This is a genomic window from Aeromonas intestinalis, assembly GCF_054052485.1.
Map to the genome: position 1 here is coordinate 22360 of NZ_JBSTYK010000018.1, position 22497 is coordinate 44856.

Sequence of the window (22497 nt, forward strand, 5' to 3'; positions counted from 1 at the left end):
TTTTAAAACAGAAGCTTGCAACACAAGGGATTAAGATGAAAAAGCTGACAGTAGTCGCATTGGCTCTCACCGCTGCCTTCCAGGCTCAAGCCGTCGAAGTATACAAAAATGACAGCACCATGCTGGATATCTACGGCCGCATCTATGCCGGCCAATTCTTCGGAGAGAAGAAGGAACTGGATGCCAACGGTGGCATCAAAAACGAATATAGCGACAAACAGGGTGCAAACCAGTTTGTTCGTCTGGGCGCAAAGGTAGAAAGCGCCATCAACCCGGGGCTCAAGGCCCTGGCCCAGTACGAGCTGCAGTTCTACATCAACGACAGCGAGAAGACCGTCAGCGAGAACTCCGACAACCTGCGCACCCGTCTGGCCTTCGCCGGTGTGGGCGCCGACTGGGGCAACGTGACCTTCGGTCGTCAGCAAGGCGCCCCCGGCATGCTGGCCAACTGGACTGACGTCTCCCTCTCCGACGGCTATGGCAACGACGCCCTCGGCGCCAAGACCGACACCTTCGCCACCAACCGTGCCGGCTCGGTCCTGAAATACTCCGGCCTGTTCAACGGCTTCCAGGTCGATACCAGCTACAAGTTCGACGGCGGTGACACCGAAGAGACCACCAGCAAGGACAGCGATGCCGCCTACGGCGCCGCCGTGTCCTATACCTTCCCGTTCAATCTGGCGCTCGGCACCGCCTACAACGTGGGGATCCGCGACAAGAACAACGAGGAAGACGCCAAGCTGTGGCTGCTCTCCGCCAAATATGACAACAAGGCCGTCTATGCCGCCCTGAGCTATGCGGACGGTACCGACTTCCTCAAGACCGGCCAGGATCACACCGGCTGGGAAGCCGCCCTCGGCTACAACTTCGAGAACGGCATCGGCCTGCTGGCCCTGTGGAACAAGCAGAAGGTAGAGCAGGACGGCAAGGCCGACTATGACTCCATCGACTACTACACCCTGGGTGCCCAGTACAAGTTCAACAAGAACCTGCGGGTCATCGGCGAATACCGCATCAACAACCTGGACAGCCAGGACAGCGGCAAGCTGAACACCAAAGACGACTTCCAGCTGGCAGCCCGCTACGACTTCTAAGTCGGGCCTCGCTCAAGCTGAATGCCATAAAAACGGCGCGCAGAACTCTCTGCGCGCCGTTTCTATTTCATCCCTGGCCTCAGAAGCGGTTCACGATCTGTCGCGAGAGGTCGTCAGCACGGTGAAGAGCAGCGCAGGAACCGGAGTGTATGTGAATACATGAGCCTCTTTACCACACACAAGCGAGCAGCACATGAGCCTTGATCACGGCCTCGCAGCAAGATCATGGACAGTTTCTCGGCGAAGCGGCTTTTGCACTGCTACCAGCAGCAGCATGGGTCGCTCCGCCTCCTCCGCCAGCGCCGGGTTGGCGGCGATCTGCCCGGCCGTGGGGCCCCAATCCTCCACGTGACGGATCTCGAATCCCGCCCCGATCAGGGCATTGAGATAGGTGCCCAGGGTGCGGTGATACTTGATCACCCCTTCCGCCAGCCAGTTGCTGACCCGCTCGCCCTCCCGCTGATAGCCGTTGATGGGCCAGGATCGGCGTCCCTCCTCGTCCACCAGCCAGCCCTGGGGCTGGGGGCAGGTGAAGATGGGATGTTCCACCGAGAACACAAAGCTGCCGCCCGCCACCAGGGCACCGTGGATCTGCGCGAACAGGCTGTTTACCTCCGGCAGGTAGTGCAGCGCCAACGAGCTGTAGACCAGATCAAAGGGCTCACGACTCAGCTCAAGCCGGGCCAGATCCCCCTGCTGATAGTGGATCCGGTCGTCCCGGGTCAGTTCGGCGGCGCGGGCCAGCATCCTGGTGGAGAGATCGATCCCCGTCACCTCCCCCGCCCCCAGCTCCCGGGCCGCCCGGCAGAACCAGCCGTAGCCGCAGCCCAGATCCAGCACCCGCTTGCCGCTCAAGGCCGGCAGCATGGCCTGCAGCGCCGGCCACTCCGGCGCCCCTGCCAGCCCCTGCTGGGAGCGGGGCAACTGGGCATAGCCTTCAAAAAAGCCTTGGTTATCATAGATATTTTGTGACATCTCACGCTTTCCTTATTCAGGGTCATCGCGGCCAGGAGGCTGAGCGGTACAGCCATGAGCATACCCCTTGAACCGCCATCACCGGCCAAAAAAAAGCAGAGAACCCGGGCGGGCCTCTGCTCTGCTTCGTCCCCGCATCCAGGATGCGGGCCAACAAAAAAGGCCATAGACGAGGCAGCGTCTATGGCCTTGATTCAATCGTGCAGTTGCGACCCGGCGCTCGCGTCAGGGCGAGATCCGGAAGGTGACGGCACGATGAATGAGTGGGAGGCTCAGGCCTCCCAGGGCTCCGGACAATGCTTCATCGCACGCATCTGTTCGGAGTTCACTCGGGTCACTCGCTGATCCGAGGCATAAAGTGTCATCTGGTTCACCGGGCCAAGGCTGGCCGTTGAGAGAAGGGAGAAACTGGGCGCCACTCTAGGGGCTGAGCAGCCCGCTGACAAGCAGAGGATCCCGACTCTGCCAGGTGGCTCACGGCAATGTCTTCTGCCAGAACAGGGCGCGGCCCACCTCGGGGCTGAGTTCATAGCCCGCAAAACCACTGGCACGATAGGCGGCCTGCGCCACCTTGTTGCCCTCCAGCACCTCCAGCGTCAGCTTGCAGCAGCCGAGCTCCCGGGCCAGACGTTCCACCTCCGCCAGCAATCGCTTGCCGAGACCGCGCCCGCGATGCGCCGGGTGTACGGCGATGTCGTGGATGTTGAGCAGAGGGCGGCAAGCGAAGGTCGAGAAGCCCTCGAAGCAGGTAACCACCCCGGCGGGCTCACCCTCCACCCAGGCCAGCAGCACATGAGCACCGCTTCTCGCCGCCAGCGCCTTGGCCAGATTGGCCAGCACCTCATCCGAGAGCGGGCTGCCACCCCCCATCTCGTCTTTCGCGTATTCGTTGAGCAGATAGACCAGCGCCTCGCCGTGGTGCGGGTTGTGCAGATCTGCCCTGATGATCTCTTCCATGTTCCGTGTCCTGTTTCCTTAAGGTGGCATGGGCGCCACCGCACCCGGATGGTAAACCAGCCCCTTGCCACAACCAAGACTCATCCGATGCATTACTTCAGGACGATGAGCCTCAACTGACCGCACAACTGGTCTTAGGTGTGCCACTTTTGCATCTTTGCCTTGCCAGCCAAATGTAAATGAATATCATTAGCGCCCTCCTGCTTCGGGAGCTTTTTAATAACTACAAATAAATCAATAAGTTCAGGCCAACAGGTCGATTAGAAGAGTCACACGCAGATGCAGAACCCCAACCCCCAGCGCGCCCTATTGGGCGTCGCCTTGCTGTCCCTTTGCGCCAGCGCCCGGGCCGAAGACGAGACCCTCACCGTCATCGGCAAACGCAGTCAACACGAAGAGGTCGCCACCGCGACCCGCACCTCCACCCCGGCCAAGCTGGTACCCCAGACCATAGAGAGCATCCCGGCCAGCGAGCTGACCGCCTATGGCCAACCCACCCTGAGCGAGGCCCTGAGCGGCATTCCCGGGGTCAACGCCAGCGGTGACACCCGTTTTGACGGCGTCACCATTCGTGGCTTCAACGCCAGCAACGACTTCTACCTGGACGGTCTGCGCGACGACATGCAGTACACCCGCGATCTCGGCAACATCGAGCGGGTCGAGGTGCTCAAGGGTCCGGCCGCCGTGCTCTACGGCCGTGGCAGCACCGGCGGCATCATCAACCGGGTCAGCAAGAAGCCTCAGCGGGGCCAGGCTTCCAGTGTCACCGCCCGGGTCGGCAGCTTCGACAGCCAGCGACTCGCGGCGGATCTCAACGCCGAGGCCGGTGAGCGGGTGCAACTGCGCCTCAACCTGGCCCAGGAGGACAAGGAGAGCTTCCGCGATGGCGTAACCAGCAAACGCACCCTGCTGGCCCCGTCCGCCAACTGGGAGATCACCGACAACCTGAACTGGCTGGTACAGTACGAGCGCAACGGCAGTGACCGCACCCCGGATCGCGGTATCCCAGGGGTCAACGGCCGCCCCGCCGATGTGCCCATCGAGAGTGTCTACAGCGATACCAGCCGCGACTACATTGATGACGTGGCCCAGTCCACCCGCTCCCAGCTGACCTGGGATCTGAGCGAGCAGTGGCAGCTGCGCCAGCAGCTCGGCTACACCACCCTCGACAGCCAGTTCGACAACACCTATGTCACCAGCGTGAAAGGCGATCAGGTCACCCGCGCCCGCTGGCAGCAGGATCTCAAGGCCAAGAGCCTGACCAGCAACACCGAAGCGGAAGGCGAGCTGCAGACCGGCCCCGTCGAGCATCGTCTGCTGGTGGGACTGGAGCAGAGCTGGCAGGAGCGCACGCCGAAGCTCTATCAGAACGCCACTGCCATCCCGCCGGGCAACCTCTACGATCCGGGTTCATTGCCCACCTATAACGGTGCCATGAAGCTCTCCAGCGACGCCAACCACAAGGTTCGTGGCTACGGCCTCTATGTGCAGGATCAGCTCAGCCTGGGTGACTGGCACCTGCTCGGCGGCCTGCGCCGGGACGCGTTCACCGTCACCAGCCGCCGCAACGATCTCGACAAGGAGGAGACCCTCTCGGTCACCAGCCTGAGCCCTCGCCTGGGCCTGGTGTGGAACCCCCTCGAGGAGCACGCCTTCTACACCTCCTACAGCAAGACCTTCACCCCGGTGGGCGGTGAGCTCATCGGCATCACCCCGGGGGACAAGAACAACAACCTGGATCCCCAGCACACCCGGCTGTATGAGGGTGGGGTGAAGAGCGACTGGCTGGATGGCAAGCTCGCCACCACCCTCTCCCTTTACCGGTTGGAGATGTACAACAAGCGCAGCAAGGATCCGCTGGACCCCACCAGGGTGATCCTGACCGGTCTGCAGCGCACCGACGGCATCGAACTCAGTGCCCGCGCCCAGCTGACCGACGAGATCTACCTGCACGGCGGCGTCGCCATCCAGGACGCGGAGCAGGTCAAGGCGGATGCGGATCTGCAGGGCAAGCGGCCGATGAACGTCTCGCGCGAGAACGGCCAGTTGTTCGCCGGTTACCAGAGCGGCCCGCAGGGCTGGTATGGGGAAACCGGGGTGACGGCGGTGGGGGATCGCTTCGCCGACAACGCCAACACTACGGTGCTGCCGGGCTACGCCCGCTATGACGCCCGCGCCGGTTACCGCTGGCAGCACTGGGATGCCCAGCTCAGCGTGGAGAACCTGACCGATCACCACTACTACGTCAGCGCCACCAGCGCGGCCCAGATCATGCCGGGCAGCCCCCGTCAGCTGAACCTGACCGCGGCCTACCGCTTCTGATCCCCCCCTGACCAGACTGGCCGGCGCAAGCCGGCCAGAAACGCATGAAAACCAAGAAACTCCCGCTCCACAACAACAAGTGGGTGCGCCGCATCCACGCCTGGGCCGGTTTTGCCACCCTGGCCCTGATGCTGATCTACGGCCTCACCGGCCTCTGGCTGCAACACAGGGCCGTGCTGCCCCTGCCTGGCCCCCATACCGACAAACAGAGTGAAATCCTGACGCTGACGACGCCGCTGGCGGATCCCGCCGCGCTCACGGCCCTCTTGCAACAGCACTATGCCGACGGACTGGCAGAGGCGCGCACCGCCATCACCCCGCCCCAGATCCTGCCCACCCCGAGCGGCACGCTCACTCTGCCCGCACGCTGGGAGCTCAAGGGCGTCACCTTGAGCGAGAGCCTGGCTGCCAGCTATGTGGTCGGCACCCTGGAAGTACGCATCGAGCGCCAGCAGGCCAACTTCGCCGCCAGCCTCAACCGGCTGCATCGCGGCATGGGCACCGGGCTCTCCTGGCAGCTGATGGGAGATCTCGCCGCCCTGGCGCTGTTGCTGCTCGCCCTCACCAGTCTGCTGATGTGGAACAAGCTGCACGGCCCGTCCCGCCGTGGCATTGCCCTGCTCCTTGGCGGAGCTCTCGTCACCCTGCTGATCGCCTTGCTCTAGGCGCCAGCCTGGCCAGGGGCCCCGGCCCGTTACATACACCAAAACGGGATCCTGCTCTCACCGGGGGTAACGTCATTTTCGGGGGAGGTAACAAAGGGTAACCCGGCGCGGGCAAGGGTCACAGTTGTCGGCACACCGGCTGGCGGGGGTCGGATGCGGCTGTTAGGGTGCGGCCAGAACTCCAGATCCCAAGAGGAATCATGCGCATTTCCAGTATCGAGTGCGGGCGGGTGCTGGCCATCCTGGCCGTGATGACCATCCACATCTCCCCCTTCAGCAACCCCTTCGATCCCACCCTCTGGGGGGACCCCCTCTATCTGTGGCTCGGGGGCATCATCAACCAGCTGTGTCGCTTCGCGGTGCCGCTGTTCTTCCTATGCGCCGGTTATTTCCTGCAACCCAGGCTGAGCCAGGATCCCCTGGGGGTGGCACTGCGTTACTGCCGCCCGCTGCTACTGCTCTGGCTGGGCTGGAGCCTCATCTACCTGCTGGTGCCCTTCAACCCGGTGGCGGCGGTGCAGCAGGGTTATCTGCCGACCATGGCGGGCCAGTGGCAGATGCAGATCGGGGATAGCCTCAACGCCTGGCTGGTGGGCGGCATGATCCACCTCTGGTTCCTGCCCGCCCTGATACTGGCGGTGCTGATCCTGGGGCTGTGCCAGCGTGCAGGGCTGCCCGGACTGGCGCTGGTGATGGGGGCGGGACTCTATCTGCTGGCCCTGCTCGGCGGCTCCTATGGCAAGCCGCTGCTGGGGGGCGAGTGGGCCCTGCTGACCCGCAACGGCCCCTTCTTCTCGCTGCTGTTCGTGGCCCTCGGCGCCTATCTCAAGGCTCGCAACTGGCGGCCGGACACCGCCCTCGGCGTTCGCCTGCTGGGTATGGGGCTCGCCCTCTACGCCCTGGAGGCCTGGGGACTGCTGCGCTTTGGCGAGGTACCCCTCAATCGTCACGACTTCCTGCTGGGATCCGTCCCCTGGGCCATTGGCCTGTTCGGCCTGCTACTGGCCAATCCCGGCTGGGGCGAAGGGAGCTGGCTGGCACGCCAGGCCCCCAAGGTGCTCGGCCTCTACTGCGTGCACATGATGCTGGTGGTCTGGCTGATGGTGTTCGGCCCCCAGGGCAAGCTCGTCTGGTGGGAGCTGCTGAAGGTGCCGGCCCTGTTCGCCTGCTCCCTGCTGGCCTATCGGTTGCTGGCCGCCACGCCGGCCAGCCGCTGGTTGCTGCGGGCCCGCTGACCGGATCAGTCTGCGGTCTCGGCCTCATTCTGGCGCGCCAACAGCTCGCCGTGAGTCAGGGCGAAGTCGTGCATCTGTTGCAGCAAGGGGATGAGGGCGGTGCCGAGCGGGCTCAGGGCGTATTCCATCCTGGGGGGCACCTCGGGGTAGAGGGTACGGCGGATCACCCCGTCGGCCTCCAGCTCCTTGAGCTGGGCGGTGAGCACCTTCTGGCTCACCTCCGGCAGGCAGCGGCGCAAGTCCCCGAAGCGCAGGGTCTGATCACGCAGATGAAACAGGATGGCGGGCTTCCACTTGCCGGTCAGCAGGCGCAGCACCTCATAGGCAGGACAGGGAACAGAAGACACGGCAAGGCTCATATGTGGTTACTTTGAGGTAACTATGCCACGAAAAGGTGCCTTCTTGCAGCCAAGATGCCGGCTTCTTATGATGTGGGCTCAGCCAGTTCAGTCCAGAGAGAGGTAAACCATGCCCAGCCTGCTGCAGATCCATTTCAACTTTCCCCGCGAGATGATGGGGCCGGCCCTCACCGAGGCGGCGCTGCCGCTGGCGGAATCCATCACCCGGGAGCCCGGCTTCATCTCCAAGATCTGGACCGAGAACCCGAATACCGGCGAGGCCGGCGGCATCTATCTGTTCGAGGATGAAAAGAGCGCCCTTGCCTACGCGACCATGCACGAGCAGCGTGTGCTAGCCATGGGTGCGAGCGGCGTGCAGTACAAGCTGTTCGAGGTCAACGAGCCCCTGAGCCGGATCACCCGCGGTATCCTCTGATCCCCTCGCCAAGCCCCAGCCGGTAATGGCTATCCCCCAGCCAGACGAAGCCCAGCCGCCGGAATAACCGCTGGCTGGGCAGATTGTCCGGATCGATATCCGCCAGCAGCGTGGTCAGCCCCAGCTCCCTCGCGAATACCATCAGGGCACCCAGCGCCTCCCCCATCAACCCCTGCCCCCAATGGCGCCGGGCCAGCATGCAACCCACTTCTGCCTGACAGCTCGCCCGCTCGAAGCTGTGCAGGCCACAGGTGCCGACGAGGCGCTCGCCATCCCGTTCAACCAGCCCCCACTCCAGAGACTCCCCGGCTGCCAGCAGGCGTTCGACGCTCGCCAGCATCTGCGCCACGGTGGCGAGTTCGGGAAAGGCGGGCTCTCCGGTGAAGCGCATCACGACGGGATCCCCGTAGATGGCGAACAGATCCACGCTGTCTTGCCCGTTGAGCGGACGCAGCAACAGTCGCGGGGTGTGCAGCACGGGGAGTGTATGGGGCAGCGGGTTCAGCAAATTCAATCCCTTGAAGGTATGGGTGTGTCTCCCATGATGACGCCTAGAACCTCAGGGTCAATCCCACATTCGCCTGCCACTGGGTGACCAGATCCCCCCGCACCCGAAAGGCGCAGATCTCGGGGTCGCAGAGGAAATCCCCATCCTCGTCGAGCAGGGAGCCATAACCACGCACTTCGGCCCGCAGCGCCAGATGCTCGGTCAGGCGCGGCTGCACTCCGAGCGCCAGGGACATGGAGGGGGCCGTCTCGCTGTCATGGGCATCGAAGCGGGTCACCCCGATCCCGGCGCCGATGTAGGGGGCCATGACGTTGTCCGACAGGGTCAGCACCCCGGCAAAATGCAGGGTATCCACCGTCAGCCGATCCGGCAGCGTCGGGGAGAGGGGGGTGGACTGGTGGCTGTAGAGCAGCTCTATCAGGCCGGGATCGTCCACCTCCTTGCTGATGAAGAAGCCCCAGTTGGCCGAGCTCTCCCCCTGCAGGGAGGTGACCGTGCCCCCATGCGGGGTCGGGACCGCGTCATCCGCCTTGTCAAAGTCGATGGCCGAGCTGTATCCCGCGAAGGGAGTCAGCTGCCAGCCGCGATCCCCGTCTTCGGCCGCCCAGCCCTGACCCAGCGGCAGCAGCAGCCCCATCACCATCATGCCCGCTCTCGTCACGGCTCTCTCCCTGCTCGTCAGTTGATTGCAACGCGTTGTGCCAAAAGCATATCAGGGCCCCCGGCGCCCCATGCTGCACAGGGGCTGTATCGAATATTTTTAGGCCGCATGTCCTTCTCCATCCCCCGAGATAAAGATCCATCCTGCATGCGTCATTCATCTGGGATTAACCTCGAGCCCGTAAGCTGGCGGCGCCACAGGGGTGGCATCACAGAACGAGGATTTCAGGAATGGTTGCCGCGCAACTCAACGACCCACAGAACAAGCTGTCAGACACCTTGCGAGCCACGGCCCACGCCATCGAGGAGAGCCACATCAGCCTGCGGGACATGCTGGCTCTGGTGGGTGAGCAGGGCATGCTGCTGTTTTGCGTGCTGCTCACCGTGCCCTTCCTGCTGCCGGTTTCCATTCCCGGCGTCAGCACCCCCTTTGGCCTGCTGATCCTGTTTATCGGCATCGGCATCACCCTCAACCGGGTGCCCTGGCTGCCCGCCATCCTGATGGAGCGCCGCTTCGCTGCCGAGCACCTGAAACCAGCCCTGCACAAGGGGGCCGATCTGCTGGCCCGCATCGATCGCTTCATCCGCCCGCGCCTGCTGCTGCTGACCGGCAGCACCACCATCAATCGCTGCAACGGCCTGCTGATCATGCTGGCAGCCCTGCTGCTGATGCTGCCCCTCGGCGCCATCCCCTTCACCAACGCCATGCCCGCCTGGGCCATCCTGCTGCTGGCCATCGGCATGTTGCAGCGGGACGGTCTCTTCATCGCCGGCGGCTACGCCCTGGTGAGCGCGACCCTGGTCTGGTTCAGCGTGCTGGCCATCGGCCTGCTGATGGCGGGCCAGAGCGTCTCGACCCTGTTCGGCTAGGGCCTGACTGAAACAACAAGGGCGACCTCCTGGTCGCCCTTGTTGTCATGACTGCCTCATCACGTCGAGATGTCATCGTGGGCCACCCGGTTGCGCCCGCCCCGCTTGGCCCGATAGAGCCACTCATCCGCGCGGGCCAGCACGGCGCCCACCGTCTCCCCCGGCTGGATCAGGGTGGTGCCGAGGCTCACCGTGATGGGGGCCGGATCCGGCGCCATGGCTGCCACCGCGGTGCGAATGCGTTCCGCCACCTTGAGCAGCGTCTGCTCGCCTATCTGGGGCAGCAGGATCAAAAACTCCTCGCCGCCGCTGCGCACGAACATGTCCTCGGCCCGAAGCTGGGCCGCCACGCAGGCACTGAAGCTGCGCAGCACCCTGTCCCCCTCCTGATGGCCGAAGCGGTCGTTGATCTGCTTGAAGTGATCGATGTCCAGCATGATGAGACCGCTCCCCCCCTCCCCCTGCAGCCGCTGCTGATAGTGCTCGAAGAAGAAGTGGCGGTTGTAGAGGCCGGTGAGCTGATCCGTCTCCCCGAGCCGCTTGAGCCGCAGTTGCAACTCGTGCTGGCGGGTGATGTTGCGGGTCATCCAGGCCACCGCCCGCTTGCCGTCATAGAGGGATGGCAGGGGGGCCAACTTGCCCTCGAAACGCTGCATCCCCTGGGGGCCCGCCTCTGCGTTGATCCCCTCCACCTCCACCTCCACCGGAGAGAGGTCATACTCCACCACCTGCACCTCGCCGCTGGCAAAGGCCTGCGCCATCTGATCCAGCACCCACTGCGCCTTCTCCAGGGGCAGCACATCCAGCAAGCGCTTGCCGATCAAGGGGTTGCCATCCTGATAGGACTGCTGCTCAACCCCGCCGATGTATTCCACGTAGTAGCCATCTTCACTGAGGATGAAGACGGGATCGGGCAACTGAGCCATCACTTCGTAGAGCTGTGCCACCGAGAGAGCCATCTGTGTTCCTTCCAGGATCCGGGCGCAGGCCCCGTGTGTTCTGTTATACACGACCCGTTAAATATCGCACACGGTCTTTCTACGGGCAGGACGGCGCCTCTGCGCCAGCCAGACACCCCTGTCATGGCGGTCATCTGCCTCTCGATGGCATAGGTGAACTGGGAATCAAACAGCCCCCTATTCAGGCCGAGCCGTCGGCGAGAGCCGACACCCCGAAAGTCTGGCAATCGATAATTTCAATGGATGCGCTCAAATCTCATCATTCATATCGTCATGATGAAACAATCAGCATATTTGACAGGTAAAATGCAGTGGCGGCAGTTCAATACACCACCACAAAGTGGCGAGGATGGGCTGATAGGAAGGGGTCGGCCAGGCAGATTCAAACAGCCCATGCGACAACGCCACCTCGTGGGTGGCGTTGTCGGGGGCAAGGAGGCACTTAACGACTGGCGGAGCGACTCGCGTTCCACAGCAGTTCACCGCTTTTCAGATCCATCAGGGTCATGGCGAGCCGGTAGCCGGTCCCCTCGGAGACGAGATCCCCGTACAGCATATAGTTGGCGCCGGTCTGACGACCCAGCCGCACCAGGGACGCCGGATTGCCCCCCTGCTGATACTCCAGCTGACCGGTGATGGCCGCCACCTGACCGGGATCGGCGAAGCTGAAGCCGCCGTGCTGCTGGATGCGCTGGCTCATGGCGATGGCCATGGGCTGGGTGCTGAAGGGCTCAGTGGTGCCGTTACGCGGCGGGGTCAGCAGCAGCACGGGGTTGCTGCCCGCCAGCGCCTTCACCTCCGGAGCTTTCAAGAAGGCATCCGCCATGGCGAGTGCCAGGCCGGTCGGCGCCACGGGTTTGGGGGCAGGCTTCACCACCTCGGGCTCGGTCACCGGCTTCTCCGGCTGGACCACAGGCTGCTTGGGCTCTGACACCGGCGCCTGAGTGCCGCCATAGGGATTGACCGCACAACCGCCCAGCACCAGGGCACCCAACACCAACAAGGAACGCAGCTTCATCTTCTCTCTCCACCAAAGTCCGTAACCGGACGCCGCCAACATCCGCAATCGGGCGCCATCAACGCCCATCAACCGGGCAGCGCCAACCATCCATATAGCGGAGCCCGGCTCCGCGCCCCTCCATGCTAGAGAAAAACCGGCCCGAGCGCGAGACGCCTTGCCCACCCAGCGACAGGGATTGGCCCAATCAAGATCTCATCTCCACTAGGGCAACAGTGAGAGAGGGCCGACAACCATTCGCTCTCCACCTTGACCCTCTGCCGTTGCCGGGTGATGCTGCTCACTCTTCATTTGGAGCTAACCACCATGAGACTGACCCCACCCCAAGTCCCACAGAGCGATGATCTGGATGCCCTGCGTGCCGGCCTCTCCGGCTACAACCTGGCCATGGCGGGCGCCCATCAGAGAGAGCAGATAGCCAGCTTTATCAAGGACGAAGAGGGCAAGGTACTGGGAGGCATCCTCGCCGACATCAAGTGGGGCTGGCTGCACGTGGACTGGCTCTGGATCGACGAACGCATTCGCAAGGATGGCTGGGGCGCCCGCCTGCTTGGCGCCATGGAGCAGTACGCCCAGAGCAAAGGCATCACCAACTTCCACCTCGAAACCACCAGCTTCCAGGCCCTGCCCTTCTACCAGAAGCAGGGATATTCCATCTTTGGCGAACTGCCGGATATGCCGCCGGGGCATGTCAGTTATTTCCTCAAAAAGCAGGGTTGCCAATGACATTCCAGCCCCTTGCCAACGCCAGGATCCTGATCCGGCCCTTCGATCCGAGCGATGCCAATGAGTTTGTCCGCGCGGCCCACGAATCCATCGAGACAGTCGGCACCTGGATGGGCTGGTGCACTCCCTCATTCAATCGGGACAAGGCGCTAGGGTGGTTTGCCACCTGCGATCAGGATCGCGCGGCGGGGCGCGCCTATGACATGGGGATTTTCTGCGCCGCCACCGGCCAGCTCTTGGGTGGCGCCAGTATCAATCAGCTGTCTTCCCATCATCGCTACGGCAATATCGGCTATTGGGTGAGGCAATCCAAGCAGGGCCAAGGCATAGCCCGGCAAGCAGTCGCCCTGCTGCGTGACTTCGACTTTACACAGTTGGGTCTATTTCGGCTGGAGATCGTGATGGGAGTTGGCAACACCGCCAGCGAAGCCGTCACCATCGCCGCAGGTGCCACCTTCGAATGCCGGGCAAGAAACCACATTTTCCTTCATGACCAACCCTTGATGCACATGTCTACGCCTTTATTCCCGCAGACTAAATCTTTTAGCTGAGAGTATTCCATATGGCTATCGGAGGTACGCGAGCACGCTCTTGGTGTCCCCCTCCAATCCGCCGAGGGGAAGGGGCAAGGTCAGGAGCGCCATCAGGGATGATGGCGCAGACGCAGCCGGCACAGGGATGTGCCGTCTGCGGCGATCCGTCCAACCTTGCACCTGATCCGAGGGCAACCGCGTAGCGGTCGGATTGGCGGGGGAGAAGACCTTTGGTGACTTTGGGTCTTTCCAAAGTCACTCGCCCCGGCCCGAAGGGCGGGCGAAACCCCTTCGAGGCCGGCAGCCACGCGTCCTGCACGGCGAAGCCGTGCCATTTCCCCCACCCTGTGGAACGTGCCAATTTCCCCACTCGATCGTCTGATTACGCTTCGCTAATCAAACCTACGACGGTACGGCGACGCCGTGCCATCAGACTTGCCGAAGGTAGCGGAGTCCCGCCGCCACGCCGGGCGGCTACCGGCCAAGGAAAGGTTCCCAGTCCTTAAACACCGGCTGCAACCCCGCTTGCCGCACGGCTGCGGCGACCTCACCGAGGGATCTGTCGTCGTGGATGGCGAACTGCTCCAGCTCATCCTTGCCGCCGTCTGCGTAGCCGCCGGGCTGGGTGCGCGACTCCGCCGACATCTGGGTGATGCCAAGGCGCAGGGCGCCGTTGCGAAACGCGGGGGATTCGCGGGTGGAGAGGGAAAGATCCAGGGTCGGCGAAAAGAGGCGCCAGGCGCAGATAAGCTGCACCAGCTGGCGGTCCGTCATGGTCACCTCGGGCTCCAGCCCCCCGGTGCAGGGGCGCAGGCGCGGGAAGGAGAGCGAATAGCGGCTCTGCCAGTGATGGCGCTCCATCCAGGCCAGATGCTCGGCGACAAAATAGCTGTCGGCACGCCAGTCCGAGGAGAGACCGATTAGTGCCCCGAGGCCAATCTTGTCCACCCCGGCGCGGCCGAGCCGGTCCGGGGTGGCGAGGCGCCATTCGATATCCTGCTTGTTGCCGCGCAGGTGATGGCGGGCGTAGGCGGGGGCGTGATAGGTCTCCTGATAGACCATGACGGCGTCGAGGCCGAGGGTTTTCAGCTCGGCGTATTCGGCCTCGGACAGGGGCTGCACCTCCATCCCGACGGTACTGAAGTGGCGGCGGATGATCGGCATCATCTCGCGAAAATAGGCCATGCCAACCTTGGTCTCGTGTTCGCCGGTCACCAGCAGCACGCTGTCAAAACCGCGCGCCTTGATGGCCAAGCACTCGCGCTCTATCTCCTCTGCGTTCAGGGTCTTGCGCTTGAGGCGGTTGCTCATGGAGAAGCCGCAGTAGCTGCAGTCGTTGGCGCAGAGGTTCGACAGATAGAGCGGTACATAGAAGCCGACCGTGTTGCCAAAGCGCTGGCGGGTGAGACTTTCTGCCAGCTGGGCTAGCCGGGGCAGATAAGCCTCTGCCGCCGGGGAGATCAGCGCCATAAAATCCTGCAGATTGCGGCGGGATTTCCCCAGCGCCAGCTCCACGTCCCGGGCCGTCTTGGCCCGGATCTGCATGCCCACATCGTCCCAGTCGAGTGCCTGCCAGCGGTCGACAAAGCTCGCTTCCTTTGTCTCGGCCGCGGCCCTCACCCCCTCTCCCAAAGGGAGAGGGGAGATAATAGCTTGTCCCGTGACGACGACTCCCTGGCTCATAGGGCCTCCAGAAAATCGGTAAGCGGGCTGGAGGCGCTGGCCTGGAAGCCGCGGCTGCCAAGGCCAGCCGCATAGGCGCTGCGACCCGCCTCGCAGGCGAGCGCGAAGGCGTGGCCCATGGCGACCGGGTCACCACTCACGGCAATCGCCGTGTTGACCAGCACCGCATCGGCGCCGAGCTCGAACGCCGCCGCCGCGTGGCTGGGCGCCCCTATGCCCGCATCCACCACCACGGGCACATTGGCCTGCTCGATGATGATGGCGAGGAACTCCCGGGTCACCAGCCCCTGGTTGGAGCCGATGGGGGCGCCAAGCGGCATGACGGCGGCGCAGCCCACCTCTTCGAGCCGCTTGCAGAGCACGGGATCGGCGCCGCAGTAGGGCAGCACCACGAAGCCCTCCTTCACCAGCTGTTCGGCGGCTTTAAGTGTCTCGATGGGATCGGGCAGCAGGTATTTGGGGTCGGGGTGAATTTCCAGTTTCAACCAGTTCGTGCCCAGCGCCTCGCGGGCCAAGTGGGCGGCAAACACCGCCTCGGCGGCGGTCTTGGCCCCCGAGGTATTGGGCAGCAGCTTGACCCCGAGCGCTCGCAAGGGCGTGAGGATATCGTCGTGGCGCTTGCCCGGCTCCAGCCGCTTGATGGCCATGGTGACCAGCTCTGAGCCGCTCGTCTCGATGGCGGCGGCCATCAGTTCCGGGCGGGCGAACTTGCCGGTGCCGGTAAACAGACGCGATGAGAAATGGTGATCGGCAATGCGCAGCATCTTAGCCTCCGGTCATAGTGGTAGGAAGAGATGGCGATCCGCCGCAAGGCAGCCCCATCAGGAGTGAGAGAGCAAACTTCATGCGTTACCCTCCGGCAATGGCAGTGAAGAGATGAAGTTCATCCCCGTCATTGAGGGGGGTCTCTGGCCAGCGGCTGCGGGGCAGCACGGCGCCGTTGAGGGCCACCGCCACCCCCTGAGGGTTGACCGCTTGCGCCGCCAGCAGGGCGGCCACACTGGCGACCTCTTCCGCCGTCAGGGCCAGCGCCTTGTCGTTCAATCGAATATTCATGGGCAATCCTTGTTGGCGCTGCCACAAACAGGGCAGGCGGGATCTGCAGGCAGGCGCAGAGTCTGCCACTCGTGAGTCAAAGCATCGAAGCGGCGCAGGGTGCCCGCCACCGGGCTCTCACGGCCAAGCAGCAGCTTGATGGCCTCCAGCGCCTGCAAAGAGCCCATCACGCCGACCAGCGGGCCGGTGACGCCGCTGCTCTGGCAGCTTTCTTTGATGTCGGTATCCGCCGGGTAGAGGCAGGCGTAGCAGGCGTGCTCGGGGGCGCTTCGCACCATCAGCTGACCCTGCCAGCCGACCGCGGCGGCCGAGACCCAGGGCTTGCCCAAGGCCACGCAGGCGGCGTTGATGGCGTGGCGGGTGGCGAGGTTGTCGCAACAGTCGATCACCAGATCCACCTCGGCCACGAACGCCGGCAGGCTCTGTTCATCGAGCCGCTGGTTGATGGCGATCAGCTCCACCAGCGGGTTGTGCTGGCCAAGGCGCTCGCGGGCCAGCTCGGCCTTGGAGCGGCGCAGATCCTCCCCGGTATAGAGAAACTGGCGCGGCAGATTGCTGGAATCCACCACGTCGCCATCGGCGAGCCAGAGCGTGCCCACGCCAGCCCCGGCGAGATAGAGGGCGAGCGGTGAGCCCAGCCCCCCGAGGCCGACGACCAGCACCGACTTCCCTTTGAGCCGCACCTGTCCCGCTTCCCCGATTTCCGCCAGCATCAGCTGGCGGCCGTATCTCAGGTACTCTTCGTCACTCAGAGACCCTTCATCAGAGCGCATAGGCAGCCTCCTTTTCCGGGATGGCGGAGTGCGCCGGATCCCCCGCCCCCACGGCGGCCAGCAGCCGGGCCGTGGCCCCCTGCCAGTCATCGCTCGCCGTGATGGCGGAGACCAGGGCGATGCTGCCCACTCCACTCTCCTGCACCGCCCCTATGCGGGGCTCGCCGATGCCGCCGATGGCGACCGTGGGCCAGTCCGCCATCAGGGCGCGATAGTGGTGCAGGCGCACCAGCCCCTGGGGGCGGGAGGGCATCTGCTTGGTGTTGGTAGGGAAGATATGGCCGAGCGCGATGTAGGAGGGGGCGAGTTCCCGCGCCCGCATCAGCTCGAAGTAACCGTGGGTGGAGATGCCGAGGCGCAGGCCGGCGGACTGGATGGCGGCGAGATCCGCCGTCTCCATGTCCTCCTGCCCCAGGTGCACCCCGTAGGCACCGGCCTCGATGGCTTGCTGCCAGTAGTCGTTGATAAAGAGCCGGGCGCCATGCTGGCGGCCCAAAGCCACCGCAGTTCGAATAGCTGGCGCCACCTCGGCTTCTGGCAAGTCCTTGATCCGTAATTGTATGGTCTTGACCCCCGCCGCCAGCAGCCGCTCCAGCCACAACACCGAATCCACCACAGGGTAGAGGCCGAGGCGATGTTCGGTCTCGGCGAAAGGGCCTCGGGGCAGGCGGGCCTCGCTGGCAGGACAGAGACCGAAGCGGCGATCCAGCTCGGAACCTGGCAACACGGCGCGAGGGAACCGGGGGAGATCGACCGGCCAGCCGAGGTGGGCGATGGGGCCGGGGCCGGCTCCCACCCCCTGCGCCCCTGCCAGCCCTTGTTGCAGGTAAGCGCGCGCAAGTGTGATGGCGTCTTCGATGGGGTAGTCCAGCGCCACGACGGCGGCGATGGCGCTGGCATAACAGCAGCCGGTGCCGTGGCCGTGACGGGTGGCGAGGCGCGGCGCCGCCAGCCAGAACTCCCGACCCTCATCCTGGTAGTAGTCGAGACAGTGATCCCCGCTCCAATCGAGGTGGCCGCCCTTCACCAGCACGGCGCGGGCGCCGAGTTCGCGCAGCCGCGCCGCGCCCGCCCGCACCAGCGCCGGGCTGGTCGCCGGAATGCCGGTCAGGGCTTCCAGCTCGGGGCCGTTGGGGGTGATGAGAGACAGGCGCGGCAGCAGGTGTTCGCGCACCGCCGCCAGCATGTTCGGCTCCGCCATGGGGGTGCCTGTACTCGCGATGGCCACCGGGTCATAGACCACAAAGGGGGCGCTCAGGGTATCCAGCCGCCGAGCCAGTACCTCCACATGCAGCCGGGTCGGCAGCAGGCCTATCTTGATGGCGGCGGGGGGCAGATCAACGCCAAGGGCGTCGATCTGGGCGCAGAAGCTCTGCATCAGCACGGGATCCACCATCTTCACCGCCACCGAGTTCTGGGCCGTGATGGCGGAGATCACCGAGCAGCCGTGCACCCCGAGGGCATGCATCGTATGCAGATCGGCCTGGATGCCGGCGCCGCCCCCGGAGTCCGAACCCGCTATGGTCCAGACGATGGGTTTGGATTCGCCGTTCATGCTTCTTCCCGATCCTGTTTGAGCGCGGCGGCCTGATGGTAGAGCTCGCCCCCCTTCTCCTTGAACACTTCCGCCATCTGGGCCATGCCGGTTTCCACCTCCGCCACGACCCGCTCCTGCTGGCCGTCCATGCCCACCAGTTTCACTTCGACCGCTTCCAGCTTGGCGGCGTAGTCGCGCACGTCCTGGGTGATCTTCATGGAGCAGAACTTGGGGCCGCACATGGAGCAGAAGTGCGCCACCTTGCCGGACTCCTGGGGCAGGGTCTCGTCGTGGTAGGCGCGGGCGGTCTCGGGATCCAGCGCCAGGTTGAACTGATCCTCCCAGCGGAACTCGAAGCGGGCCTTGGACATGGCGTTGTCGCGGATCTGGGCACCCGGGTGACCCTTGGCCAAGTCGGCGGCGTGGGCGGCGATCTTGTAGGTGATGAGCCCCTGCTTCACGTCTTCCTTGTTCGGCAGCCCCAGGTGCTCCTTGGGGGTGACATAGCAGAGCATGGCGCAGCCGTACCAGCCGATCATGGCGGCACCGATGCCGGAGGTGAAGTGATCGTAGCCGGGGGCGATGTCGGTGGTGAGCGGGCCGAGGGTGTAGAAGGGGGCCTCGTGGCAGTGTTCCAGCTGCTCGGTCATGTTGCGCTCGATCATGTGCATGGGCACGTGGCCAGGCCCCTCGATCATCACCTGCACGTCGTACTCCCAGGCGATCCTGGTGAGCTCACCCAGGGTGTGCAGCTCGGCGAATTGCGCCTCGTCGTTGGCATCATAGACGGAGCCCGGACGCAGGCCATCCCCCAAGGAGAGCGCCACGTCGTAGGCCGCGCAGATCTCGCAGATCTCGCGGAAGTGCTGGTAGAGGAAGTTCTCCTTGTGGTGGGACAGGCACCACTTGGCCATGATGCTGCCGCCGCGGGAGACGATACCAGTAAGGCGCTTGGCGGTCATGGGCACGTAGCGCAGCAGCACGCCGGCGTGGATGGTGAAGTAATCCACCCCCTGCTCGGCCTGCTCCAGCAAGGTGTCGCGGAACAACTCCCAGGTCAGATCCTCGGCGATGCCGTTGGTCTTCTCCAGGGCCTGGTAGATGGGTACGGTACCGATGGGCACAGGGCTGTTGCGCAGGATCCACTCGCGGGTCTCGTGGATGTAACGGCCGGTGGAGAGATCCATGACGGTGTCGGCGCCCCAGCGGGTGGACCAGACCAGCTTCTCCACTTCCTCTTCGATGCTGGAGGTTACCGCCGAGTTGCCGATGTTGGCGTTGATCTTCACCAGGAAGTTGCGGCCGATGATCATGGGCTCCGCTTCCGGGTGGTTGATGTTGCTGGGGATGATGGCGCGACCGGCGGCCACCTCATCGCGCACGAATTCCGGGGTGATGTTCTCGGGCAGACGGGCACCGAAGCCCTGGCCCGGATGCTGGCGCAGCAGCAGCTCGGAGCGCACCCGCTCGCGGCCCATGTTCTCGCGAATGGCGATAAATTCCATCTCTGGGGTGACTATCCCCTGGCGGGCGTAGTGCAGCTGAGTTACCCAGTGGCCAGCCTTGGCGCGACGGGGTTTGGGCAGGTGCTCGAAGCGCAGGTGATCCAGCCCCTCGTCAGCCAGGCGCTCCTGGGTGAAGGTGGAGCTCAGGCCCGGCAGCGGCTCGGTATCACCCCGCTCCAGCACCCAGGCTTCCCGCAGGCGCGGCAGGCCGAGGCGCACGTCAATCCGGGCGTTTTCATCCCCGTAGGCGCCCGAGGTATCGTAGACAGGCACAGGATCGTTGGATTCAAACTTGGGCTCCTCCTTGGTGCCACCGACGAAGGTGTCGGCCAACTGGATCTCGCGCAGTCCCACCCGGATGTCGGGACGGGAGCCCTGAATGAAGATGCGCTTGGAGTTGGGATGGGCCATCCCCTTCAAGTTGTCGATAAAGCGCTGGGCGCTGGCACGCTGCTCGCGGCGGCTGGCCGGGACGGCCTTGGCGTTGTCGGAAACGGGCTGGACTTCTGGTGCGGACTGGATTGGGGTAGACATAGCAAAACTCACATTAACTGGTTGAAGTTATGGGTGTTTGCTTGTCTGGAGTTCGAGGAGAAGATGAACCTGCGAGCGGATGTGCTTACGAGAGGGAGTGGTGGTGCTGTCTTGGCCAACCGGGCTGATTATCCTGGCTTACCTTCCTGCCCCGCACAGACTCTCCCTGATGGGATGATTCGGCGAGGCAGGCTCCCTCTCGTGCGCTGGCTTGCCGAGGGCTGCCCTGTAGCAAGTCGGGAGCGGAGGCTCCCAAGCGCGGCAACTCGCAAGTTACCCTTGTTTCCCTTCGCAGGTCTTAACCTGATCAGGTTCCACGGATCCCGAATTAACGGTCTCAGCTTAGCGTCGTTCGACGGTCAGCACTCCGACAAGATGGCGCCAGTATATACGGCTCTGTTGTGAACTCAACTATGATTTTTTCGCTAACTAGCTACAATAGCGGTATTTCATTAAAATAGGGATGATATTTATGAAGATACATGTACGAATCTGCTTGATTGGCCTAGTTTGTTTTGGAATCAATGGCTGCAATAGCGATAACGACAATAAGACGCTGGCAGAACAATTAAATTATGCTCCTGAGGAACACGCTACAGAAAATGACATCAGCCCTTCTGTCTTCGTCTCCGCCATTGATCTCTCAGGATTGAATGAAGCTGATATAAAAAGCATCTCTTTCACAATAAAACCTAAGAATGGAAGTTTTTCGAAGGCAGTATCAGCTACCTACAACAAACAATATCTATCCCGTAACAATCTATACGACCCCACTAACAACAAAATACAGGTCCCTATTTTTGGACTGTACAGTAATTATGACAACATATTAACCCTGAATATTTCATTCATCGACAGCAGCATTTATTCATTCCAGAAAACGATCACAACACAGCGCTATATAGATAACGTGGGTATATATGACACCCCTGAAATAACTACCAAGCCGACGTCCACTCCCAGCTTTAGCTATTTTTATATAAAAGGCTCATTAAAAACACCAATCATCATGGATATAGATGGTGAAATACGTTGGGATATGGATATTAAAAGAGAATCCGGTTCATCCATATTTATGAATAACACATTTGTTACCGGTAACACAAAGAGTAAAAAAATTGACAGTCTGTCACTCTATGGAGTACAAAAAGAAATCAATCTCACCGGCACATCTATGGGCTCTGATGCCTATTTTCATCACAATATTGATCCTGGTAAAAATGGAATGCTTATTGAGTTGGATGGCACCACTGATGGGGCACTGAAAATTGAGTCTTTTCTGAGTGAAATGAATACAGATGGCAACGTCATAAAAGAGTGGGATCTCGGAAAGATATTCTCTGAGTACATGCTGCAGGAAGGTGATGACCCCAGTAACTTCGTTCGTAATGGCATTGACTGGTTTCATATGAACGCAGCCACCTACGATCCCTCAGATAATTCATTGATTATCTCCAGTCGTGAAAATTTCGTCGTAAAACTGGATTACGACACAGGAAAAATAATCTGGTTGTTGGGGGATGAAACCAAGCATTGGTACTCTTATCCTTCATTGCAAAAACTGGCCGTCTCTCTCAGCCCAGGCCAGGTTCCCATAGGTCAACACGCCGTATCGATCACCAACGAGGGGAGATTAATGCTGTTTAATAATGGACGGCAAAGCTTCAATCACCCATCAGGAACCTCGGCTGGCATTGATCTGGCCAGCAGTCAGGTCGCTATTTTTGATATCAACTCTCAGAATAAAATGGGTCAGATGGTATGGAATTTCGATGACGGTATCTACTCAGACATTTGTTCAAGCATCTATCAAGATAAAACAACATCTCAAGGAGATTATCTTATAAATTATGCCGCAGCAGACAACAGAGCTCGCGTGGTGATCCAGGGAGTGAACAAGGAAAAGCAAAAACTCTTCGAATTTAGCTACCCCAGCACAGTACCTTGCGCAACCTCTTGGAATGCCATCCAAATTCCCCTGGACAACATAATTTACAATTGAATATGTAATGGCGCCGTCATGCGGCGCCATTATTCTCGTATCCAAATTATTCGTATCGATACCATGAAGAGCTTGTCCATGTCATTACACAACCCCATGACCAAGATGACA

General features: G+C 62.3%; 21 protein-coding genes, 1 pseudogene and 1 riboswitch. Of the genes and pseudogenes, 9 read left to right on the forward strand and 13 right to left on the reverse strand.

Going from position 1 to position 22497, the window contains the following annotated elements:
* The first annotated feature begins 35 nt into the window (after positions 1-35).
* Positions 36-1094, forward strand: coding sequence for a porin (locus tag ACW5W7_RS18650; RefSeq protein ID WP_456502666.1), 1059 nt, complete (start codon positions 36-38; stop codon positions 1092-1094).
* 204 nt (positions 1095-1298) lie between these two features.
* Here ACW5W7_RS18650 and ACW5W7_RS18655 read toward each other — a convergent pair whose 3' ends face one another.
* Complete coding sequence (locus tag ACW5W7_RS18655; RefSeq protein WP_456502667.1) at positions 1299-2069, reverse strand: class I SAM-dependent methyltransferase; 771 nt, start codon at positions 2067-2069, stop codon at positions 1299-1301.
* 474 nt (positions 2070-2543) lie between these two features.
* The gene (locus ACW5W7_RS18660; RefSeq protein WP_456502668.1) at positions 2544-3026 is read right to left on the reverse strand and encodes a GNAT family N-acetyltransferase; all 483 of its coding nucleotides are present in this window, start codon (positions 3024-3026) and stop codon (positions 2544-2546) included.
* 279 nt (positions 3027-3305) lie between these two features.
* Between ACW5W7_RS18660 and ACW5W7_RS18665 the strand changes: the two genes are divergently transcribed.
* The 3 genes from ACW5W7_RS18665 (at position 3306) to ACW5W7_RS18675 (ending at position 7248) form a co-directional block, all read left to right on the forward strand.
* Entirely contained in the window at positions 3306-5348 is a 2043-nt protein-coding gene (locus tag ACW5W7_RS18665) for a TonB-dependent receptor (RefSeq protein WP_456502669.1), read from the forward strand.
* 44 nt (positions 5349-5392) lie between these two features.
* On the forward strand, positions 5393-6013 hold the full coding sequence (locus ACW5W7_RS18670) for a PepSY-associated TM helix domain-containing protein (protein ID WP_456502670.1): 621 nt from the start codon (positions 5393-5395) through the stop codon (positions 6011-6013).
* A gap of 200 nt (positions 6014-6213) precedes the next feature.
* Entirely contained in the window at positions 6214-7248 is a 1035-nt protein-coding gene (locus ACW5W7_RS18675; protein WP_456502671.1) for an acyltransferase, read from the forward strand.
* A gap of 5 nt (positions 7249-7253) precedes the next feature.
* Here the strand turns inward: ACW5W7_RS18675 and ACW5W7_RS18680 are convergent, their stop codons facing one another.
* Entirely contained in the window at positions 7254-7595 is a 342-nt protein-coding gene (locus ACW5W7_RS18680; protein ID WP_434664532.1) for a winged helix-turn-helix transcriptional regulator, read from the reverse strand.
* A gap of 121 nt (positions 7596-7716) precedes the next feature.
* Between ACW5W7_RS18680 and ACW5W7_RS18685 the strand changes: the two genes are divergently transcribed.
* Positions 7717-8022 carry a monooxygenase gene (locus ACW5W7_RS18685; RefSeq protein ID WP_434664533.1) on the forward strand — a complete coding sequence of 102 codons (306 nt, stop codon included), beginning with the start codon at positions 7717-7719 and terminating at the stop codon, positions 8020-8022.
* On the opposite strand, the gene ACW5W7_RS18690 is transcribed toward ACW5W7_RS18685, so the two are convergent.
* Both ACW5W7_RS18690 and ACW5W7_RS18695 read right to left on the reverse strand, forming a co-directional pair.
* The gene (locus ACW5W7_RS18690; RefSeq protein ID WP_456502672.1) at positions 8003-8530 is read right to left on the reverse strand and encodes a GNAT family N-acetyltransferase; all 528 of its coding nucleotides are present in this window, start codon (positions 8528-8530) and stop codon (positions 8003-8005) included. The genes ACW5W7_RS18685 and ACW5W7_RS18690 overlap by 20 nt on opposite strands.
* 43 nt (positions 8531-8573) lie before the next feature.
* Positions 8574-9173 (reverse strand): outer membrane beta-barrel protein, encoded by a 600-nt coding sequence (locus ACW5W7_RS18695; protein WP_434476203.1) that lies wholly within the window; start codon positions 9171-9173, stop codon positions 8574-8576.
* Positions 9174-9421: 248 nt separating this feature from the next.
* Here ACW5W7_RS18695 and ACW5W7_RS18700 point away from each other — a divergent pair, with 248 nt between their 5' ends.
* Entirely contained in the window at positions 9422-10060 is a 639-nt protein-coding gene (locus ACW5W7_RS18700) for an exopolysaccharide biosynthesis protein (RefSeq protein ID WP_434664538.1), read from the forward strand.
* Positions 10061-10119: 59 nt separating this feature from the next.
* Here the strand turns inward: ACW5W7_RS18700 and ACW5W7_RS18705 are convergent, their stop codons facing one another.
* Entirely contained in the window at positions 10120-11019 is a 900-nt protein-coding gene (locus ACW5W7_RS18705; RefSeq protein ID WP_456502673.1) for a GGDEF domain-containing protein, read from the reverse strand.
* Positions 11020-11461: 442 nt separating this feature from the next.
* Positions 11462-12037: a penicillin-binding protein activator LpoB gene (locus tag ACW5W7_RS18710; RefSeq protein WP_349920014.1), complete on the reverse strand. Its 576-nt coding sequence runs from the start codon at positions 12035-12037 to the stop codon at positions 11462-11464.
* 306 nt (positions 12038-12343) lie between these two features.
* Between ACW5W7_RS18710 and ACW5W7_RS18715 the strand changes: the two genes are divergently transcribed.
* On the forward strand, positions 12344-12763 hold the full coding sequence (locus ACW5W7_RS18715; RefSeq protein ID WP_456502674.1) for a GNAT family N-acetyltransferase: 420 nt from the start codon (positions 12344-12346) through the stop codon (positions 12761-12763).
* Positions 12760-13301 (forward strand): annotated as a pseudogene (locus ACW5W7_RS18720) (GNAT family N-acetyltransferase). Before ACW5W7_RS18715 ends, ACW5W7_RS18720 begins: the two are co-directional and overlap by 4 nt.
* Before the next feature lie 469 nt (positions 13302-13770).
* Here the strand turns inward: ACW5W7_RS18720 and thiH are convergent.
* The 6 genes from thiH to thiC all read right to left on the reverse strand — a co-directional run bounded on the left by thiH (position 13771) and on the right by thiC (position 20384).
* Positions 13771-14979, reverse strand: coding sequence for a 2-iminoacetate synthase ThiH (thiH, locus tag ACW5W7_RS18725; protein WP_456502675.1), 1209 nt, complete (start codon positions 14977-14979; stop codon positions 13771-13773).
* A complete protein-coding gene (locus ACW5W7_RS18730) occupies positions 14976-15743 on the reverse strand; it encodes a thiazole synthase (protein WP_456502676.1) in 768 nt (255 codons plus the stop codon). Before ACW5W7_RS18730 ends, thiH begins: the two co-directional genes overlap by 4 nt.
* Positions 15744-15828: 85 nt before the next feature.
* Positions 15829-16041 (reverse strand): sulfur carrier protein ThiS, encoded by a 213-nt coding sequence (gene thiS, locus ACW5W7_RS18735; RefSeq protein ID WP_456502677.1) that lies wholly within the window; start codon positions 16039-16041, stop codon positions 15829-15831.
* The gene (locus tag ACW5W7_RS18740) at positions 16032-16808 is read right to left on the reverse strand and encodes a HesA/MoeB/ThiF family protein (protein ID WP_456502678.1); all 777 of its coding nucleotides are present in this window, start codon (positions 16806-16808) and stop codon (positions 16032-16034) included. Before ACW5W7_RS18740 ends, thiS begins: the two co-directional genes overlap by 10 nt.
* Positions 16798-18363 carry a thiamine phosphate synthase gene (thiE, locus tag ACW5W7_RS18745; protein ID WP_456502679.1) on the reverse strand — a complete coding sequence of 522 codons (1566 nt, stop codon included), beginning with the start codon at positions 18361-18363 and terminating at the stop codon, positions 16798-16800. The genes ACW5W7_RS18740 and thiE overlap by 11 nt, the downstream gene beginning before the upstream one ends.
* On the reverse strand, positions 18360-20384 hold the full coding sequence (gene thiC / locus ACW5W7_RS18750; RefSeq protein WP_456502680.1) for a phosphomethylpyrimidine synthase ThiC: 2025 nt from the start codon (positions 20382-20384) through the stop codon (positions 18360-18362). The genes thiE and thiC overlap by 4 nt, the downstream gene beginning before the upstream one ends.
* Positions 20385-20650: 266 nt before the next feature.
* Positions 20651-20764, reverse strand: a riboswitch (TPP riboswitch).
* Between the two features lie 92 nt (positions 20765-20856).
* Here thiC and ACW5W7_RS18755 point away from each other — a divergent pair.
* Complete coding sequence (locus tag ACW5W7_RS18755; RefSeq protein ID WP_456502681.1) at positions 20857-22386, forward strand: aryl-sulfate sulfotransferase; 1530 nt, start codon at positions 20857-20859, stop codon at positions 22384-22386.
* The last annotated feature ends 111 nt before the right edge of the window (positions 22387-22497 follow it).

Excerpts from the sequence above, each read along its gene's own strand:
- ACW5W7_RS18650 (WP_456502666.1), top strand. The coding sequence starts at position 36 with ATGAAAAAGCTGACAGTAGTCGCATTGGCTCTCACCGCTGCCTTCCAG.
- ACW5W7_RS18655 (WP_456502667.1), bottom strand. The coding sequence starts at position 2,069 with ATGTCACAAAATATCTATGATAACCAAGGCTTTTTTGAAGGCTATGCC.
- ACW5W7_RS18660 (WP_456502668.1), bottom strand. The coding sequence starts at position 3,026 with ATGGAAGAGATCATCAGGGCAGATCTGCACAACCCGCACCACGGCGAG.
- ACW5W7_RS18665 (WP_456502669.1), top strand. The coding sequence starts at position 3,306 with ATGCAGAACCCCAACCCCCAGCGCGCCCTATTGGGCGTCGCCTTGCTG.
- ACW5W7_RS18670 (WP_456502670.1), top strand. The coding sequence starts at position 5,393 with ATGAAAACCAAGAAACTCCCGCTCCACAACAACAAGTGGGTGCGCCGC.
- ACW5W7_RS18675 (WP_456502671.1), top strand. The coding sequence starts at position 6,214 with ATGCGCATTTCCAGTATCGAGTGCGGGCGGGTGCTGGCCATCCTGGCC.
- ACW5W7_RS18685 (WP_434664533.1), top strand. The coding sequence starts at position 7,717 with ATGCCCAGCCTGCTGCAGATCCATTTCAACTTTCCCCGCGAGATGATG.
- ACW5W7_RS18695 (WP_434476203.1), bottom strand. The coding sequence starts at position 9,173 with ATGGTGATGGGGCTGCTGCTGCCGCTGGGTCAGGGCTGGGCGGCCGAA.
- ACW5W7_RS18700 (WP_434664538.1), top strand. The coding sequence starts at position 9,422 with ATGGTTGCCGCGCAACTCAACGACCCACAGAACAAGCTGTCAGACACC.
- ACW5W7_RS18705 (WP_456502673.1), bottom strand. The coding sequence starts at position 11,019 with ATGGCTCTCTCGGTGGCACAGCTCTACGAAGTGATGGCTCAGTTGCCC.
- ACW5W7_RS18710 (WP_349920014.1), bottom strand. The coding sequence starts at position 12,037 with ATGAAGCTGCGTTCCTTGTTGGTGTTGGGTGCCCTGGTGCTGGGCGGT.
- ACW5W7_RS18715 (WP_456502674.1), top strand. The coding sequence starts at position 12,344 with ATGAGACTGACCCCACCCCAAGTCCCACAGAGCGATGATCTGGATGCC.
- thiH (WP_456502675.1), bottom strand. The coding sequence starts at position 14,979 with ATGAGCCAGGGAGTCGTCGTCACGGGACAAGCTATTATCTCCCCTCTC.
- ACW5W7_RS18730 (WP_456502676.1), bottom strand. The coding sequence starts at position 15,743 with ATGCTGCGCATTGCCGATCACCATTTCTCATCGCGTCTGTTTACCGGC.
- ACW5W7_RS18740 (WP_456502678.1), bottom strand. The coding sequence starts at position 16,808 with ATGCGCTCTGATGAAGGGTCTCTGAGTGACGAAGAGTACCTGAGATAC.
- thiE (WP_456502679.1), bottom strand. The coding sequence starts at position 18,363 with ATGAACGGCGAATCCAAACCCATCGTCTGGACCATAGCGGGTTCGGAC.
- thiC (WP_456502680.1), bottom strand. The coding sequence starts at position 20,384 with ATGTCTACCCCAATCCAGTCCGCACCAGAAGTCCAGCCCGTTTCCGAC.
- ACW5W7_RS18755 (WP_456502681.1), top strand. The coding sequence starts at position 20,857 with ATGAAGATACATGTACGAATCTGCTTGATTGGCCTAGTTTGTTTTGGA.